Annotated in this window: 14 protein-coding genes and 1 pseudogene; 10 read left to right on the top strand and 5 right to left on the bottom strand. The window is 66.7% G+C overall.

Annotation, left to right across the window (positions count from 1 at the left end; all coding sequences use genetic code 11):
• Positions 1–6: 6 nt before the first annotated feature.
• The 4 genes from BLS50_RS15685 to BLS50_RS15670 all read right to left on the bottom strand — a co-directional run bounded on the left by BLS50_RS15685 (position 7) and on the right by BLS50_RS15670 (position 5,584).
• Entirely contained in the window at positions 7–1,254 is a 1,248-nt protein-coding gene (locus BLS50_RS15685) for a molybdopterin molybdotransferase MoeA (protein WP_074802576.1), read from the bottom strand.
• Between the two features lie 247 nt (positions 1,255–1,501).
• Entirely contained in the window at positions 1,502–2,953 is a 1,452-nt protein-coding gene (gene thrC / locus BLS50_RS15680) for a threonine synthase (RefSeq protein WP_074802575.1), read from the bottom strand.
• 10 nt (positions 2,954–2,963) lie between these two features.
• On the bottom strand, positions 2,964–4,292 hold the full coding sequence (locus tag BLS50_RS15675; protein WP_006478639.1) for a homoserine dehydrogenase: 1,329 nt from the start codon (positions 4,290–4,292) through the stop codon (positions 2,964–2,966).
• A 53-nt stretch (positions 4,293–4,345) separates the two neighbouring features.
• Positions 4,346–5,584, bottom strand: a complete 1,239-nt coding sequence (locus tag BLS50_RS15670; protein WP_053525238.1) for a pyridoxal phosphate-dependent aminotransferase — start codon at positions 5,582–5,584, stop codon at positions 4,346–4,348.
• A 316-nt stretch (positions 5,585–5,900) separates the two neighbouring features.
• Between BLS50_RS15670 and BLS50_RS15665 the strand changes: the two genes are divergently transcribed.
• The 9 genes from BLS50_RS15665 to BLS50_RS15625 all read left to right on the top strand — a co-directional run bounded on the left by BLS50_RS15665 (position 5,901) and on the right by BLS50_RS15625 (position 14,263).
• Positions 5,901–6,275, top strand: a complete 375-nt coding sequence (locus tag BLS50_RS15665; RefSeq protein WP_012328660.1) for an Mth938-like domain-containing protein — start codon at positions 5,901–5,903, stop codon at positions 6,273–6,275.
• A gap of 123 nt (positions 6,276–6,398) precedes the next feature.
• Positions 6,399–8,075, top strand: a complete 1,677-nt coding sequence (locus BLS50_RS15660; RefSeq protein WP_011549657.1) for a glycosyltransferase family 39 protein — start codon at positions 6,399–6,401, stop codon at positions 8,073–8,075.
• A 13-nt stretch (positions 8,076–8,088) separates the two neighbouring features.
• Positions 8,089–8,460 carry an EamA family transporter gene (locus BLS50_RS15655; protein WP_006478635.1) on the top strand — a complete coding sequence of 124 codons (372 nt, stop codon included), beginning with the start codon at positions 8,089–8,091 and terminating at the stop codon, positions 8,458–8,460.
• A 130-nt stretch (positions 8,461–8,590) separates the two neighbouring features.
• On the top strand, positions 8,591–9,742 hold the full coding sequence (locus tag BLS50_RS15650) for a DegT/DnrJ/EryC1/StrS family aminotransferase (protein WP_027809479.1): 1,152 nt from the start codon (positions 8,591–8,593) through the stop codon (positions 9,740–9,742).
• A gap of 6 nt (positions 9,743–9,748) precedes the next feature.
• Complete coding sequence (locus BLS50_RS15645; protein WP_012328662.1) at positions 9,749–10,786, top strand: glycosyltransferase; 1,038 nt, start codon at positions 9,749–9,751, stop codon at positions 10,784–10,786.
• Positions 10,783–11,730 (top strand): formyltransferase, encoded by a 948-nt coding sequence (locus tag BLS50_RS15640; RefSeq protein WP_074802574.1) that lies wholly within the window; start codon positions 10,783–10,785, stop codon positions 11,728–11,730. Before BLS50_RS15645 ends, BLS50_RS15640 begins: the two co-directional genes overlap by 4 nt.
• Complete coding sequence (locus BLS50_RS15635) at positions 11,727–12,782, top strand: bifunctional UDP-4-keto-pentose/UDP-xylose synthase (protein ID WP_006478632.1); 1,056 nt, start codon at positions 11,727–11,729, stop codon at positions 12,780–12,782. The genes BLS50_RS15640 and BLS50_RS15635 overlap by 4 nt, the downstream gene beginning before the upstream one ends.
• A gap of 13 nt (positions 12,783–12,795) precedes the next feature.
• Positions 12,796–13,692, top strand: coding sequence for a polysaccharide deacetylase family protein (locus BLS50_RS15630; RefSeq protein ID WP_027813611.1), 897 nt, complete (start codon positions 12,796–12,798; stop codon positions 13,690–13,692).
• A 109-nt stretch (positions 13,693–13,801) separates the two neighbouring features.
• Entirely contained in the window at positions 13,802–14,263 is a 462-nt protein-coding gene (locus tag BLS50_RS15625) for a peroxiredoxin (protein ID WP_011549652.1), read from the top strand.
• A gap of 195 nt (positions 14,264–14,458) precedes the next feature.
• Here the strand turns inward: BLS50_RS15625 and BLS50_RS36340 are convergent.
• Positions 14,459–14,700 (bottom strand): annotated as a pseudogene (locus tag BLS50_RS36340) (hypothetical protein); the annotation flags it as partial.
• Between BLS50_RS36340 and BLS50_RS15620 the strand changes: the two are divergent.
• Complete coding sequence (locus BLS50_RS15620) at positions 14,596–16,398, top strand: PhoH family protein (protein ID WP_012328664.1); 1,803 nt, start codon at positions 14,596–14,598, stop codon at positions 16,396–16,398. The pseudogene BLS50_RS36340 and the gene BLS50_RS15620 sit on opposite strands and share 105 nt — an antisense overlap.
• The last annotated feature ends 142 nt before the right edge of the window (positions 16,399–16,540 follow it).

The raw sequence follows: 16,540 nt of genomic DNA, 5'->3' as shown, positions 1-16,540 counted from the left end.
GTCGCGTTACGACAGCAATTCGGAAAACGGGATGAAACGCACGGTCTCGCCTGCGCTGATCACATGCTGCGGCGGATTGTCGATCAGGCCGTCGCCCCAGACCGTCGACGTCAGCACGGCCGAGCTCTGGTTCGGGAACAGGTCGAGACCGCCGGCCGCGTTGACGCGCGCACGCAGGAATTCGTTGCGCCGGTCGCCCTTGCTCTGCGAAAAATCGGCACGCAGCGACAACGCGCGCGGCGCAACGTCGCGCACGCCGGACAGGCGCAGCAGGAACGGCCGCACGAACAGCAGGAACGTGACGAAGCTCGAGACGGGGTTGCCGGGCAGCCCGATGAAATGCGCATCGGCGCGCTCGTCGCCGCGCCGCACCGCGCCGTACGCGAGCGGCTTGCCGGGCTTCATCGCGATCTGCCACAGCGCGAGCCGCCCTTCGGCCTCGACGGCCGGCTTCACGTGATCCTCGTCGCCGACCGACACGCCGCCGCTCGTCAGGATCACGTCGTGATCGCGGGCGGCCGCGCGCAGCGTGTCGCGCGTCGCGGCCAGCGAGTCGGGCACGATCCCGTAGTCGGTCACGTGGCAGCCGAGCCGCTCCAGCAGCCCGCGCAGCGTGAAGCGGTTCGAGTTGTAGATCGCGCCGGGCTTCAGCGGCTCGCCCGGCATCGTCAGTTCGTCGCCGGTGAAGAACACCGCCACGCGAATCCGCCGCGCGACCGACAACTGCGCGCAACCGACCGACGCGGCGAGACCCAGCGCCTGCGGCGTGAGCCGCGTGCCGGCCGGCAGGATCACCGCCCCCTGGCGGATGTCCGCGCCCTGCGCGGTGATCCATTCACCGGCCTTCGGTGTGTGCAGGATCTCGACCGCGTCGCCGTCGGCCGCTGCCTGCTCCTGCATCACGACGGCGTCGGCGCCGGGCGGCACCGTCGCGCCGGTGAAGATCCGCGCGGCCGTGCCGACCGCAAGCGGCTGCGCCGGATGGCCGGCCGGAATGCGCTGCGACACCGGCAACCGTCGATCGCCGTGCAGCAAATCGGCGACGCGCACCGCATAGCCGTCCATCGCGCTGGTATGCATCGGCGGCACGTCGAGCGGCGAGCTCACGTCGGCCGCCAGCACGCGGCCGAGCGCGTCGAGCGTGGCGACGGTTTCGGCGCCGGGCAGCGGCTTCGCGGCGTCGAGCAGCGCGGCGAGCGCCTCGGCGGTCGACAGCATCGGCGCGCGCGGCGCCGCGGGATTCGGGTTCGACATCGATGGAATCGGGGATCGTTGGAATCAATACGTCATTGTAGCGACGCCGTCATGCGGACGCGCGATATGGCGAACATGCGAAGACTGTGATCGGCGCGAACGCACGGGTCTGGCACTTGTTTCGCGCGACGGACGATGGGCGCGTGCCAAACCTGAGTACCAAACGAAACGGCCGGAACCCCGATCCGTTCGACGAATCGGCATTCCGGCCGGCCTGCGCAACCGGGCCCGCGGGCCCGGCCGTGCGTCATGCGCCCGTATGGGCGGCGATGAAGTCCTTCACCTGCTGCGCGTCGGCCTTCACGACCTCGAAGCGCTGCGGCAGCGCCTCGAGCCCGTCGAAGGCGGCCGGCCGCTCGGCTTCGCGATCGAGCGCTTCGCGGATCGTCTCGCCGAACTTGATCGGCTGCGCCGTCTCGAGCACGACCATCGGCACGCCGGCCTCCAGATGCTCGCGCGCGACCTTCACGCCGTCGGCCGTATGCGTATCGATCATCGTGTCGTAGCGCGAGAACACGTCGCGGATCGTCGCGATGCGGTCGGTGTGGCTGCTGCGGCCCGACACGAAACCGAACTCTGCGACGCGCGCGAAATCGCCGCTTGCCGCGAGATCGAAGCCGCCCTTCTCCTCGACGTCGCGGAACAGTTGCATCACGCGCGCCGGATCGCGGCCGAGCAGGTCGAACACGAAGCGCTCGAAGTTCGATGCCTTCGAGATGTCCATGCTCGGGCTGCTCGTGTGATAGGTGTGCTCGGCGCTGCGCACGCGATACGCGCCGGTGCGGAAGAATTCGTCGAGCACGTCGTTCTCGTTGGTCGCGACCACCAGCTTCGCGATCGGCAGCCCCATCATCCGCGCGATGTGGCCCGCGCAGACGTTGCCGAAGTTGCCCGACGGCACCGTGAACGACACGCGCTCGTCGTTGGACTGCGTCGCCGCGAAGTAGCCCTTGAAGTAGTACACGACCTGCGCGACGACGCGCGCCCAGTTGATCGAGTTGACGGTGCCGATCTTCTGCTGCGCCTTGAACGCGTGATCGTTCGACACGGCCTTCACGATGTCCTGGCAGTCGTCGAACACGCCTTCGACCGCGAGGTTGAAGATGTTCGGGTCCTGCAGGCTGAACATCTGCGCCGTCTGGAACGCGCTCATCTTCTTGTGCGGCGACAGCATGAACACGCGCACGCCGGCCTTGCCGCGCATCGCGTATTCGGCCGCGCTGCCGGTGTCGCCGGACGTCGCGCCGAGGATGTTCAGCGCTTCGCCGTGCTTCGCGAGCGTGTACTCGAACAGGTTGCCGAGCAACTGCATCGCCATGTCCTTGAACGCCAGCGTCGGGCCGTTCGACAGTTCGAGCAGCGACAGCGCCGCGCCGTGCTCGGTGCCGAGCGTCTTCAGCGGCGTGATGTCGGACGCGTTCTCGCCGTGGCGCGTGTTGCTGTACACGGCAGCCGTGTAGGTGCGGCGCGTGATCGCGCGCAGGTCGTCGGCCGGCACGTCGTCGCAGAACTTCGACAGGATCTCGAATGCGAGATCCGCGTACGACAGCGTGCGCCAGCGCGCGAGCTCGTCCTCGGACACCTTCGGATACTCGGCCGGCAGGTAGAGGCCGCCGTCCTTCGCGAGACCGCCGAGCAGGATGTCGGAGAACGTATGGCGCTCGCCGATGCCGGCGCCGCGCGTGGAGATGTAGTTCATGTCGTCAGCCTCAGTTCAGCGCTTCCATGCGCAGCTTCGTTACCTTCGAGACCACCGTCGCCAGGCTCTCGATCTGCGCGATCGCCGCGTTGACGTTCTTCTCGACCGTCTCGTGCGTGATCAGGATGATGTCGGTCTCGCCGTTCGCGCCGTCGATCTGCTCCGACTCCTTCTGCAGCAGCGCGTCGATCGAGATGCCCGATTCGGCGAGGATGCGCGTGATCGCGGCGAGCACGCCGGTTTGATCGGCGACGCGCAGGCGCAGGTAGTAGCCGCTCGTCACTTCCTCGATCGGCAAAATCGGCGTGTTCGACAGGCTGTCCGGCTGGAACGCGAGGTGCGGCACGCGATGCTCGGGGTCGGCCGTGTGCAGGCGCGTGACGTCGACCAGATCCGCGACGACCGCCGACGCGGTCGGCTCCGCGCCCGCGCCCTTGCCGTAGTACAGCGTCGTGCCGACTGCATCGCCGTGCACGACGACCGCGTTCATCGCGCCCTCGACGTTCGCGAGCAGGCGCTTTTCCGGGATCAGCGTCGGGTGCACGCGCAGCTCGATGCCGTTGGCGGCGCGGCGCGCGATGCCGAGCAGCTTGATCCGGTAGCCGAGCTCTTCCGCATAGCGGATGTCGGTCGCGTCGAGCTTGCTGATGCCCTCGACGTACGCGCGGTCGAACTGCACCGGCACGCCGAACGCGATCGCGCTCATGATCGTCGCCTTGTGCGCGGCGTCGACGCCTTCGATGTCGAAGGTCGGATCGGCTTCCGCGTAGCCGAGCTCCTGCGCGGCCTTCAGCGCGGTCGCGAAGTCGAGCCCGCGGTCGCGCATTTCCGACAGGATGTAGTTCGTCGTGCCGTTGATGATGCCGGCGATGTACTGGATGCGGTTCGCGGTCAGGCCTTCCCGCAGCGCCTTGATGATCGGGATGCCGCCGGCGACGGCCGCCTCGAACGCGACCATCACGCCCTTCTCTCGTGCGGCTTCGAAGATCTCGGTGCCGTGCACCGCGAGCAGCGCCTTGTTCGCCGTCACGACGTGCTTGCCGTTCGCGATCGCGCGCAGCACGAGCTCGCGCGCGATGCCCGTGCCGCCGATCATCTCGGCGATGATCGCGATCGACGGATCGTCGACGACCGCATTGAAATCGTCGGTGATCTGCGCGGTGCCGGCGTTACCGCCGAGCGCGGCCTGCGCCTTGGCGGGGTTGCGCACGGCAATGCGCGCGACCTCGATGCCGCGCCCCGCGCGTCGTTTGATTTCTTCCTGGTTGCGGTGCAACACCGTGAAGGTGCCGCTGCCGACGGTGCCGAAGCCCAACAGGCCAACTTTGATCGGTTCCATGCTGCGTGTGATCGATGAGTAAGAAGTAGTGAGTGCCGTGTGGCCCTGCCCGCTCAGACCGAATGGCGCTTGCGGTAGCCGTCGAGGAAGCGTGCGATCCGGTTGATCGAATCGGCCAGGTCGTCGAGGTTCGGCAGGAAGACCACGCGGAAGTGGTCCGGCGTCGCCCAGTTGAAACCCGTGCCCTGTACGAGCAGCACGCGCTCCTCGAGCAACAGGTCGAGAATGAACTGCTGGTCGTTCTGGATCGGGTAGAGCTTCGGGTCGAGGCGCGGGAACATGTACAGCGCGGCCTGCGGCTTCACGCAGGTCACGCCCGGGATCGACGTCAGCATGTCATACGCGAGTTCGCGCTGCTTGTACAGGCGCCCGTTCGGCACGATCAGCTCGTTGATGCTCTGGTAGCCGCCGAGCGCCGTCTGGATCGCGAACTGGCCGGGCACGTTCGCGCACAGGCGCATCGACGACAGGATGCCGAGCCCTTCGAGGTAGTCCTTCGCGCGCCGGCGGTTGTCGCCGCCGAGGCCCGACACGGCCATCCAGCCCGCGCGGTAGCCGCACGACCGATAGCTCTTCGACAGGCTGTTGAACGTGACGGTGATCACGTCCTCCGACAGCGAACCCAGCGCCGTGTGCTCGAGGCCGTCGTAGACGATCTTGTCGTAGACCTCGTCGGCGAACACGATCAGCCCGTGCTGGCGCGCGATCTCGAGCAGTTCAAGCAGCAATTCGTCGGAATAAAGCGCACCGGTCGGATTGTTCGGGTTGATCACGACGATCGCCTTCGTGTTCGGCGTGATCTTGCTGCGGATGTCGTCGGGATCGGGCATCCACGCGTTCTGCTCGTCGCACACGTAGTGCACGGGCGTGCCGCCCGACAGGCTCACGGCCGCCGTCCACAGCGGGTAGTCGGGCGCGGGCAGCAGCACTTCGTCGCCGTCGTTCAGCAGCGCCTGGGTCGCCATCACGATCAGCTCGGACGCGCCGTTGCCGATGTAGATGTCGTCGAGGCCGACGCCGACGACGCCCTTTTCCTGCGTGTAGTGCATCACCGCCTTGCGCGCCGAGAACACGCCCTTCGAATCCGAATAGCCGGACGACGCCGGCAGGTTGCGGATCATGTCCTGGATGATCTCGTCGGGCGCGTCGAAACCGAACGGCGCGAGGTTGCCGATGTTCAGCTTGATGATGCGGTGGCCTTCTTCCTCGAGGCGCTTCGCGTGCTCGAGCACCGGGCCACGGATGTCGTAGCAGACGTTGAGCAGCTTGTTCGACTTCTGAATCGGTTTCACGACGACACGGTTCCTGGGTTGGCCTTGCGGCCGGGGGGACGGGATCAAAACTGGAAAGCGGCCGGTCTGTGCGCGCTGTCTAGACTGGGAAAAAGCGGCGGTCGGACGCGGCTTGTGGCGACGCACGACGCAAGTGGCGCCCGGGGGCGACCAAAAAGTTATAATTTAGCGGATTTTGGCCGACTTTCGCAATGCACCATAGCCGCGCCGGGCCCGCGCCGTCAGGCGTCCGCGCGTGCCCCGGCGCGCGAAACCGGCCAGCGGGGCCCCTGCGGCCCGGCCAATCCATTCCCCTACGGAACCGCGGAATACCGATTTGAAACTGCACCAGGACACGAGCGGCGCGCTCAACACCGTCACCGGCTACGGCCCCGATTATGTCGACGTCAATCTCGAACGCCATGAAACGAGCGTCATCGTGCTGCCCGGCGCGCCGGTCCAGGCCTGGCCCGTGTCGTCGTTCGACGCGCTCGCGCCCGAGCATTTCGCGATGCTGCTCGACCCGACGCCCGAACTCGTGATCTTCGGCAGCGGCGCGCGGCTGCGCTTTCCGCACCCGCGCCTCGTCGCGGCGCTCACCGCGAAGCGGATCGGCGTCGAGACGATGGATTTCCAGGCCGCCTGCCGCACCTACAACATCCTGATGGCCGAGGGCCGCAAAGTCGCCGCCGCGCTCTTAATTGAACGTTAATCCCCGATGCGGTAAAACTCGGGCCGGCGCAGCGGGTCGATCCCCCGATCGGCCCGGCCAGGCCGCCCGCCCCGGCGCTGCCCGCCGGCGGCCCCGTCACAACAACCAACAGGCTGAAAACCCATGAACGATACGCCGTCGAGGCTACCGCTCAATCGCATCACGCTCGTCCTCCTGCTCGTCGCGCTCGCGATCGTCTGGTTCGCGCCGCTCGGGCTGCGCCACCTGATCCCGAGCGACGAAGGCCGCTACGCGGAAATGGCGCGCGAGATGTTCGTCACCGGCGACTGGATCACGCCGCGCTACAACGGCTACAAGTATTTCGAGAAGCCGCCGCTGCAGACCTGGCTGAACGCGCTGACGTTCGCGTGGTTCGGTATCGGCGAATGGCAGGCGCGCCTCTACACGGCCGTCGCGAGCTTCGCCGGCGTGCTGCTCGTCGGCTACACCGGCGCGCGCCTGTTCAACCCGCTGTCGGGCTTCCTCGCAGCCGTCGTGCTCGCCAGCGCGCCGTACTGGAACCTGATGGGCCACTTCAACGCGCTCGACATGGGACTCGCGTTCTGGATGGCGCTGTCGCTCTGCTCGCTGCTGCTCGCGCAGCGGCCCGGGCTGCGCCCGGCGGCGGTACGCGGCTGGATGTGGGCGTGCTGGGCCGCGATGGCGTTCGCGGTGCTGTCCAAGGGCCTCGTCGGGCTGATCCTGCCCGGCGCCGTGCTCGTGCTGTATACGCTGATCGCGCGCGACTGGGCGCTGTGGAAGCGCCTGTATCTCGTCAGCGGCCTCGTGATCTTCTTCGCGATCGTCACGCCGTGGTTCGTGCTGGTCCAGCAGCGCAACCCCGAGTTCTTCAACTTCTTCTTCGTCGTCCAGCAGTTCCGCCGGTACCTGACCCCGGAACAGAACCGCCCGGGCCCGCTGTACTACTTCGTGCCCGTGCTGCTGGTCGGCTTCCTGCCGTGGCTGTCGGTCGCGTGGCAGAGCATCCGCCATGCGCTGCGCATGCCGCGCCAGCCGAACGGCTTCTCGCCGATGCTCGTGCTGCTGATCTGGAGCGCGTTCATCTTCCTGTTCTTCAGCGCGTCGCATTCGAAGCTGATCTCGTACGTGCTGCCGGTCGCGCCGGCGCTCGCGCTGATCATCGGCGCTTACCTGCCGCTGATGACGGCCGAGCGCTTCCGTCGCCACCTGCTCGGCTACCTCGTGTTCTTCGTCGCCGCGGCGTTCGGGATCATCTTCCTCGCGTACCAGGGCGACGCCCGCACGCCGAACGCGTTGTACCGGGCGTTCCAGATGTGGCTGTACGCCGGCCTCGCGGTCTCGGCCGCGCTGACGCTCGCGGCCGCCTGGCTGAACCGCCGCGCGGGCGTGGCCGCCGCGCTCGCGGCGTTCGGCGCCGCGTGGCTCGCGTTCGGCACGATCGGCGGGACCGGACACGACGAGTTCGGCCGCTACAGCTCGGGCGCGTTGCTCGCACCGGCCGTGCGCGCCGAACTGGCGAAGCTGCCGCCCGATACGCCGTTCTACTCGATCGAAATGCTCGATCACACGTTCCCGTTCTACATGGGCCACACGACGATCATGGTCCAGCGCCAGGACGAGCTCGCGTTCGGGATCTCGGTCGAGCCGAACAAGTGGGTCCCGACCGTCGGCGAATGGATCACGCGCTGGAAGCAGGACACCCATGCGCTCGCGATCATGCCGCCCGGCCAGTACGACGCGCTGGTCAAGGAAGGCGTGCCGATGCGCGTGATCGCGCGCGACAACCGCCGCGTGATCGTCGAGAAACCGCAATCGTAAGGACGTCGCCCGCATGAACCCCGTTTCGTTCGTCTGCATCGTCACCGGCGTGATGCTCAACGCCTGTGCGCAACTTCTGCTGAAAGCCGGCGTCAACGCCGTTGGACACTTCGAATTCAGCCGTGCGAACATCCTCCCGGTCGGCCTGAAGATCGCGACCCAGCTGCCGATCATCGGCGGCCTCGGCTGCTATGTGCTGAGCGTCGTGGTGTGGATCGTCGGGCTGTCGCGGGTCGACGTGTCGATCGCGTATCCGATGCTGTCGCTCGGCTACGTCGTCAACGCGTTCGCGGCGTGGTACCTGTTCGGCGAGGTGCTGTCGGTCCAGAAGCTCGTCGGCATCGGCATCATCCTGATCGGTGTGCTCGTGCTGGCGCGCAGCTGAGCGCGGCCCGCGCCGTTAAGCGTCCGCCTACAAAAAATCACGGTACGAATCCGCCAACCGGTGTTTAATGCCGGTTTCGGGCGGATCGCCCGACCCTTTTATTACACGCCATTACAGGCCCAACGCGTTCATGAGCCAGACTACCGCTCCGTTTCTGCCGTTCACCCGCCCCGAGATCGATGAGGAAACCATCCAGGGCGTCGTCGACGTGTTGCGCTCGGGCTGGATCACCACCGGCCCGCAGTGCCAGAAATTCGAGGCCGCGCTGTCCGAGTACTGCGGCGGCCGTCCGGTCCGCGCCTTCAATTCGGGCACCTGCACGCTCGAGATCGGCCTGCGCATCGCCGGCGTCGGCCCCGGCGACGAGGTGATCACGACGCCGGCGTCGTGGGTCTCGACCAGCAACGTGATCATCGAGACGGGCGCGACGCCCGTGTTCGCGGACATCGACCCCGTCACGCGCAACATCGACCTCGACAAGCTCGAGCAGGCGATCACGCCGCGCACCAAGGCGATCATCCCGGTGTTCCTGTCCGGCCTGCCGGTCGACATGGACCGCCTGTACGCAATCGCCCGCGCGCACAAGCTGCGCGTGATCGAGGATGCCGCGCAGGCGTTCGGCTCGACGTGGAACGGCAAGCGCATCGGCGCGATCGGCGACATCGTGTCGTTCAGCTTCCACGCGAACAAGAACCTGACGACGATCGAAGGCGGCGCGCTCGTGCTGAACAACGAGGACGAAGCGGCACTTGCGCAGAAGTACCGGCTGCAGGGCATCACGCGCACCGGCTTCGACGGGATGGACTGCGACGTGCTCGGCGGCAAGTACAACCTGACCGACGTCGCCGCGCGCGTCGGCCTCGGCCAGTTGCCGCACCTCGAACGCTTCACCGCGCAGCGCCGTGCGCTCGCCCGTGCGTATTTCGCCGCGTTCGACGGCGGCGCGGCCGTGAAGCTGGGCCTCGGCCTGCCGGTCGCCGAATTCGAGAACGGCAACTGGCACATGTTCCTGGTCACGCTGCCGCTCGAGCGGCTGACGATCACGCGCGCCGAATTCATGGCGCAAATGAAGGAACGCGGCATCGGCACCGGCATCCACTACCCGGCGATCCATCTTTTCACGCTGTACCGTGCGCGCGGCTTCAAGGAGGGCATGTTCCCCCACGCCGAACGGTACGGCGCGTCGACCGTCACGCTGCCGCTGTTCACGCAGATGACGGAAGGCGACGTGCGTCGCGTGGTCGACGCCGTCAATCAGATTTGCGAACAATACGGAAAATAAGCGTACATGAGTCACCTTGAAGCACGCGCCGGGCATCCGGGCGCCGCGCATCTGGACGCCGGCCGGCCCGAAGTGTCGGTCATCATCCCCGTGTACAACGAGGAAGACGGCCTCGCCGCGCTGTTCGCGCGGCTGTATCCGGCGCTCGACGCACTCGACACGTCGTACGAAGTGATCCTGATCAACGACGGCAGCCGCGACCGCTCGGCCGCGATGCTCGCCGATCAGTTCCACGTACGGCCCGACACGACGCGCATCGTGCTGCTCAACGGCAACTACGGCCAGCACATGGCGATCCTCGCGGGCTTCGCGCAGTCGCGCGGCGAGATCGTCATCACGCTCGACGCCGACCTGCAGAACCCGCCCGAGGAAATCGGCAAGCTGATCGCGAAGATGCGCGAGGGCTACGACTACGTCGGCTCGATCCGCAAGCAGCGCCAGGACAGCCTGTGGCGGCGCAAGGCGTCGCAGATGATGAACCGGCTGCGCGAGCGCATCACGCGCATCAAGATGACCGACCAGGGCTGCATGCTGCGCGCGTACAGCCGCCGCATCATCGACACGATCAACGTGTGCGGCGAAGTCAACACGTTCATCCCCGCACTTGCGTACACGTTCGCGCAGAGGCCGACCGAAATCGAGGTCGCACATGAGGAACGCTTCGCGGGCGAATCGAAATATTCGCTGTACAGCCTGATCCGGTTGAACTTCGACCTCGTGACGGGCTTCTCGGTCGTGCCGTTGCAGTGGCTGTCGTTCATCGGCGTGATCCTGTCGCTCGGCTCCGCCGCGCTGTTCGTGTTGCTGCTGGTACGCCGCTTCATCGTCGGCGCGGAAGTGCAAGGCGTGTTCACGCTGTTCGCGATCACGTTCTTCCTGCTCGGCGTGATCATCTTCGCGCTCGGTCTGCTCGGCGAATACGTCGGCCGCATCTACCAGCAGGTGCGCGCGCGTCCCCGCTACCTGATCCAGGCCGTGCTCGAGCAGCACGACGGCGTGCCGCCGGTGCCGGCCGCCGCGAACCGCCCGGGAGCCGTGCAATGAAGCCGCGCGCGGTCGTCTTCGCGTATCACAACGTCGGCGTGCGGTGCCTGCAGGTGCTGCTCGCGCGCGGCGTCGACGTCGCGCTGGTCGTCACGCACGAGGACAATCCGAACGAGAACATCTGGTTCGGCAGCGTCGCATCCGTCGCGGCCGAGCACGGCATTCCGGTCGTCACGCCGGCTGATCCCGCCGATCCGGCGCTGCGCCGCGCGGTGTCCGACGCGCGGCCCGATTTCATCTTCTCGTTCTACTACCGCCACATGCTGCCGGTGGACCTGCTCGCGATCGCGCCGCGCGGCGCGTACAACATGCACGGTTCGCTGCTGCCGAAATACCGGGGTCGGGTACCGACCAACTGGGCCGTGCTGAACGGCGAGACCGAGACCGGCGCGACGCTGCACGAGATGGCCGCCAAGCCCGACGCGGGTGCGATCATCGCCCAGACCGCGGTGCCGATCCTGCCGGACGACACGGCCGCGGAGGTGTTCGACAAGGTCACGGTGGCCGCCGAGCAGACGCTGTGGCGCGTGCTGCCCGCGCTGCTCGCGGGCGAGGCGCCGCACCTGCCGAACGATCTCGCGACCGGCAGCTACTACGGCGGGCGCAAGCCCGAGGACGGCCGCGTCGACTGGTCGAAGCCGGCCGCGCAGGTCTACAACCTGGTGCGCGCGGTCGCGCCCCCGTATCCGGGCGCATTCACGGACGTCGACGGCGCGCGCTTCGTGATCGCGCGGGCGCGCCTCGCGGCGCCCGGCAGCGCGGCAGCGGCCGCCGCAGCAGATTTGCCGCCCGGCCTGCACGTAAGCGATAATGCGCTATTCGGCGTCTGCGGCGACAGCCGCGCCCTATCCATTCTCGAACTCCGGCAGCAGCGCGACGGCAGCGAAACCGTCGTGACGCCCGCGGAATTCGCGCAGTTCATTCATTCTTCCCGTCATTCATGAAAGCAAAAAAAGTCCTGATCCTGGGTGTGAACGGCTTCATCGGCCATCACCTGTCGAAACGCATTCTTGAAACCACCGATTGGGAAGTGTTCGGCATGGACATGCAGACCGACCGGCTGGGCGACCTCGTCAACCACGAGCGGATGCATTTCTTCGAAGGCGACATCACGATCAACAAGGAGTGGGTCGAGTATCACGTGAAGAAGTGCGACGTGATCCTGCCGCTCGTCGCGATCGCCACGCCGGCCACCTACGTCCAGCAGCCGCTGCGCGTGTTCGAGCTCGACTTCGAGGCAAACCTGCCGATCGTGCGCTCGGCCGTCAAGTACGGCAAGCACCTGGTGTTCCCGTCGACCTCCGAGGTCTACGGCATGTGCTCGGACGAGCAGTTCGACCCGGACGCGTCGGCGCTCACCTACGGCCCGATCAACAAGCCGCGCTGGATCTACGCGTGCTCGAAGCAGCTGATGGACCGCGTGATCTGGGGTTACGGGATGGAAGGCCTGAACTTCACGCTGTTCCGTCCGTTCAACTGGATCGGCCCGGGCCTCGACTCGATCTACACGCCGAAGGAAGGCAGCTCGCGCGTGGTCACGCAGTTCCTCGGCCACATCGTGCGCGGCGAGAACATCAGCCTCGTCGACGGCGGCTCGCAGAAGCGCGCGTTCACCGATATCGGCGACGGCATCAGCGCGCTGATGAAGATCATCGAGAACAAGGGCGGCGTCGCATCGGGCAAGATCTACAACATCGGGAATCCGAAGAACAACTTCTCGGTTCGCGAGCTCGCGCACAAGATGCTCGAACTAGCCGCGGAATTCCCCGAGTACGCCGATTCGGCCAAGCAGGTGAAGCTCGTCGAAACGACGTCCGGTGCCTACTACGGCAACGGCTACCAGGACGTGCAGAACCGCGTGCCGAAGATCGACAACACGATGCAGGAGCTCGGCTGGGCGCCGCAGGCGACGTTCGACGACGCGCTGCGCAACATCTTCGAAGCGTATCGCGGCCACGTCGCCGACGCGCGCGCGCTCGTCGAACAGCAAGGCTGACCGGGACGTTCGCTTGGCTCGTATCGTCCTCAAGATCGACGTCGACACGCTGCGCGGCACGCGCGAAGGCGTGCCGAACCTCGCGCGCATCTTCGATCGCTTCAATGCGCGCGCGACCTTCCTCTTCAGCCTCGGCCCGGATCACACCGGCTGGGCGCTGCGGCGCGTGTTCCGCCCGGGCTTCCTGAAGAAGGTGTCGCGCACGTCGGTGGTCGAACACTACGGCGTGAAGCAGCTGATGTACGGCGTGCTGCTGCCCGGCCCCGACATCGGCCGCCGCGCGATCGCCGACATGCGCGCGATTCACGAGGCCGGCTTCGAATGCGGGATCCACACGTGGGATCACGTGTATTGGCAGGACAACGTGCGTGCACGCGACCGCGACTGGACCGCGCGTGAAATGCAGAAGAGTCACGCGCGCTTCATCGAGATCTTCGGCGCGCCGCCCGTCACGCACGGCGCGGCCGGCTGGCAGATGAACGATGCCGCGTTCGAGCAGATCGACGCGTGGGGGATGCGCTACGCATCCGACGGCCGCGGCCACTCGCCGTACCTGCCCGTCGTCGGCGGCCGCACGCTGTCGCATGTGCAGATGCCGACCACGCTGCCGACGCTCGACGAAGTACTCGGCATCGACGGCGTCGACACGCACAACGTCGCCGCGCACATCCTCGCGTTCACCGCAACCAATCCGCACGACCAGGTGTTCACGCTGCATGCGGAGCTGGAAGGCCAGAAGCTCGCGCCCGTGTTCGAGCAACTGCTCGCCGGCTGGCGTGCGCAAGGCCACACGTTCGCGACGATGGGCGACTACCACGCGACGCTGGACCGCGACTCGCTGCCATCGTACCCTGTCACGTGGGGCGAAATCCCCGGCCGCTCCGGCGAACTGATCGTCCAGCCCGACTGAGTTCGCGCGCGAGCCGGCGTCGCCGCTCCGCCCTCGCGGCGCGCTGCCGCGACGCCCCGCCGAACCGCGCCGCCGCGGCGGCGCCCTTCCATAACAACAGGAGAAACACGTGTCTGTCGAAGTTGACCGTCAAGTTCCCGATTTCACCGCACCGGCCACGGGCGGCGACGTTTCGCTGTCCGACCTGAAGGGCAAGAAGCTCGTGCTGTACTTCTATCCGAAGGACAACACGCCGGGCTGCACGACCGAAGGGCTGCAGTTCCGCGATCTCTATCCGAAGTTCAAGAAGGCCGGTGCGGAAGTCATCGGCGTGTCGCGCGACAGCCTGCGCTCGCACGACAATTTCAAGGCCAAGCTCGAGCTGCCGTTCCCGCTGATCTCCGATGCCGACGAAGCACTGTGCGCGCTGTTCGATGTCATCAAGATGAAGAAAATGTATGGCAAGGAAGTGCGCGGAATCGAGCGCTCGACGTTCCTGCTCGACGCCGACGGCGTGCTTCGCCAGGCATGGCGCGGCATCAAGGTACCGGGTCACGTGGACGACGTGCTAAAGGCTGTACAAGCGCTTTGAGGCGCGTTATATTGGGCCGCAATGAATGCCAGTTCGCCCCATATTTCTCGTAGCTGCGCCCGTGCCCGTTGCAATGCTTCCCGGCACCTGACGCGCACGACGGCATCAGCCGAGCCGCATGTCCCTGTCGACGGGGCAGCGGCTTTTTTTATGGAACGCGCGCCGGCCCTCCCCGGTCCGGCCCTTACCGCATCGAGGAGCTGATCGACACTTAGGCGAACCGGCTAGACGAAATTCCTGTGCGCCACCGCGCGCAAACTGCATGCGTCTACGTCACGCAGGATGCGATCAGCGGCGCACGCCATGCGACACGATTCCTCCCGAGGGACACCATGCCTTTGCCTACTCCCCCCAGCAAGCTCGGCAGCCTGCTGCCGCCCGACGAATACAAGGCGAAAGCGCGGCCCGCGAAAGCCGCGAAGAAATCCGCCGAAGGGGACGCATCCACAGCCGGTGACTATGGTCCGGCCAGCGTGGCCCAACCGATGATCGAAGCCGCGAACACGGCCGCGCCGCTGCGCGCCGTCGCGTCTTCGGCGCCCGATGCCGCGAGCGCGCCCGCGCGCGGCCGCAAGACCCGACAGACGGCCGCGCTGCTGCAGCCGCTGCAGGCGCCTGCGGCCCCCGCGGCACCGGTCGTTGCACGCAACGACAAGCCGGCCGCCGGGAAACCGGCCGCCGCGCCCGCTCGCGATGCCGGCGCCGCGACGAAGTCGCGCAGCCGCAAGCCCGCCGAAGTCGAACAGCAGAAACTGTTCGTGCTCGACACCAACGTGCTGATGCACGACCCGAGCAGCCTCTTCCGCTTCGAGGAACACGACGTCTATCTGCCGATGATGACGCTCGAGGAACTCGACAACCATAAGAAGGGGATGTCCGAAGTCGCGCGTAACGCCCGTCAGGTCAGCCGCACGCTCGACGCGCTGGTCGCCGACGGCGGCCCGATCTCGGACGGCATCCCGCTGTCGCGTCTCGGCAGCCGCGAGGCGGTCGGCCGCCTGTACTTCCAGACGAAGCTCGCCGACATCGCGCCGGTCGAAGGCTTGCCCGCAGGCAAGGCCGACAACCAGATCCTCGGCGTCGTGCGCGCGCTGCAGCGCGACCGGCCCGACCGCCAGGTCGTGCTGGTGTCGAAAGACATCAACATGCGGATCAAGGCGCACGCGCTCGGCCTGCCCGCGGAAGACTACTTCAACGACCAGGTCCTCGAGGATTCGGATCTCCTGTACAACGGCGTGCGCGAACTGCCGCAGGACTTCTGGACCAAGCATGCGAAGGGCATGGAGAGCTGGCAGGACACGAAGACGGGCACCACGTACTACCGCGTGACCGGCCCGCTCGTCGCGTCGATGCTCGTCAACGAGTTCGTCTATCTCGAGCCGCAGAACGGCGAGCCGACGTTCCATGCGATCGTCCGCGAGCTGAACGGCAAGACGGCGCTGCTGCAGACGCTGCGCGACTACAGCCACCACAAGAACAACGTGTGGGGCATCACCGCGCGCAACCGCGAGCAGAACTTCGCGCTGAACCTGCTGATGAACCCCGAGATCGACTTCGTCACGCTGCTCGGCCAGGCCGGCACCGGCAAGACGCTCGTCGCGCTCGCGGCCGGCCTCGCGCAGGTGCTCGACGACAAGCGCTACAACGAGATCATCGTGACGCGCGCGACCGTGCCCGTCGGCGAGGACATCGGTTTCCTGCCCGGCACCGAGGAAGAGAAGATGCAGCCGTGGATGGGTGCATTCGACGACAACCTCGAAGTGCTGCAGAAGACCGACGACGCGGCCGGCGAATGGGGCCGTGCCGCGACGCAGGAGTTGATCCGCTCGCGCCTGAAGGTGAAGAGCATGAACTTCATGCGTGGCCGCACGTTCGTCGACAAGTATCTGATCATCGACGAGGCGCAGAACCTGACGCCGAAGCAGATGAAGACGCTCGTCACGCGCGCGGGCCCCGGCACGAAGATCGTGTGCCTCGGCAACATCGCGCAGATCGACACGCCTTATCTGACCGAAGGCAGCTCGGGCCTGACCTACGTCGTCGACCGCTTCAAGGGCTGGGGCCACAGCGGCCACGTGACCCTCGCACGCGGCGAACGCTCGCGGCTCGCCGACTACGCATCGGACATTCTGTAACGCGCACGCCGGCCGATCGGCCGGCTTTCGACGCCACGCGGCGCTCCATTCCCGGAGCGCCGTTTTTATTTGGGGTCGAAAACGAAGGTAACGCCCTGTCACGCAACAACGCAGTTTACGCGCGAAACTTCAAGTAAATTCT

It is taken from the genome of Burkholderia orbicola (assembly GCF_900100915.1).
Taxonomy (GTDB): domain Bacteria; phylum Pseudomonadota; class Gammaproteobacteria; order Burkholderiales; family Burkholderiaceae; genus Burkholderia; species Burkholderia orbicola.
Note: the sequence above shows the minus strand (reverse complement) of the source record. Positions and strands in the feature narration are given on the sequence as shown.

Coding starts and splice junctions, on each gene's coding strand:
- BLS50_RS15685 (WP_074802576.1), bottom strand. CDS start 1,254: ATGTCGAACCCGAATCCCGCGGCGCCGCGCGCGCCGATGCTGTCGACC.
- thrC (WP_074802575.1), bottom strand. CDS start 2,953: ATGAACTACATCTCCACGCGCGGCGCCGGCATCGGCGAGCGCCATACG.
- BLS50_RS15675 (WP_006478639.1), bottom strand. CDS start 4,292: ATGGAACCGATCAAAGTTGGCCTGTTGGGCTTCGGCACCGTCGGCAGC.
- BLS50_RS15660 (WP_011549657.1), top strand. CDS start 6,399: ATGAACGATACGCCGTCGAGGCTACCGCTCAATCGCATCACGCTCGTC.
- BLS50_RS15655 (WP_006478635.1), top strand. CDS start 8,089: ATGAACCCCGTTTCGTTCGTCTGCATCGTCACCGGCGTGATGCTCAAC.
- BLS50_RS15650 (WP_027809479.1), top strand. CDS start 8,591: ATGAGCCAGACTACCGCTCCGTTTCTGCCGTTCACCCGCCCCGAGATC.
- BLS50_RS15645 (WP_012328662.1), top strand. CDS start 9,749: ATGAGTCACCTTGAAGCACGCGCCGGGCATCCGGGCGCCGCGCATCTG.
- BLS50_RS15640 (WP_074802574.1), top strand. CDS start 10,783: ATGAAGCCGCGCGCGGTCGTCTTCGCGTATCACAACGTCGGCGTGCGG.
- BLS50_RS15635 (WP_006478632.1), top strand. CDS start 11,727: ATGAAAGCAAAAAAAGTCCTGATCCTGGGTGTGAACGGCTTCATCGGC.
- BLS50_RS15620 (WP_012328664.1), top strand. CDS start 14,596: ATGCCTTTGCCTACTCCCCCCAGCAAGCTCGGCAGCCTGCTGCCGCCC.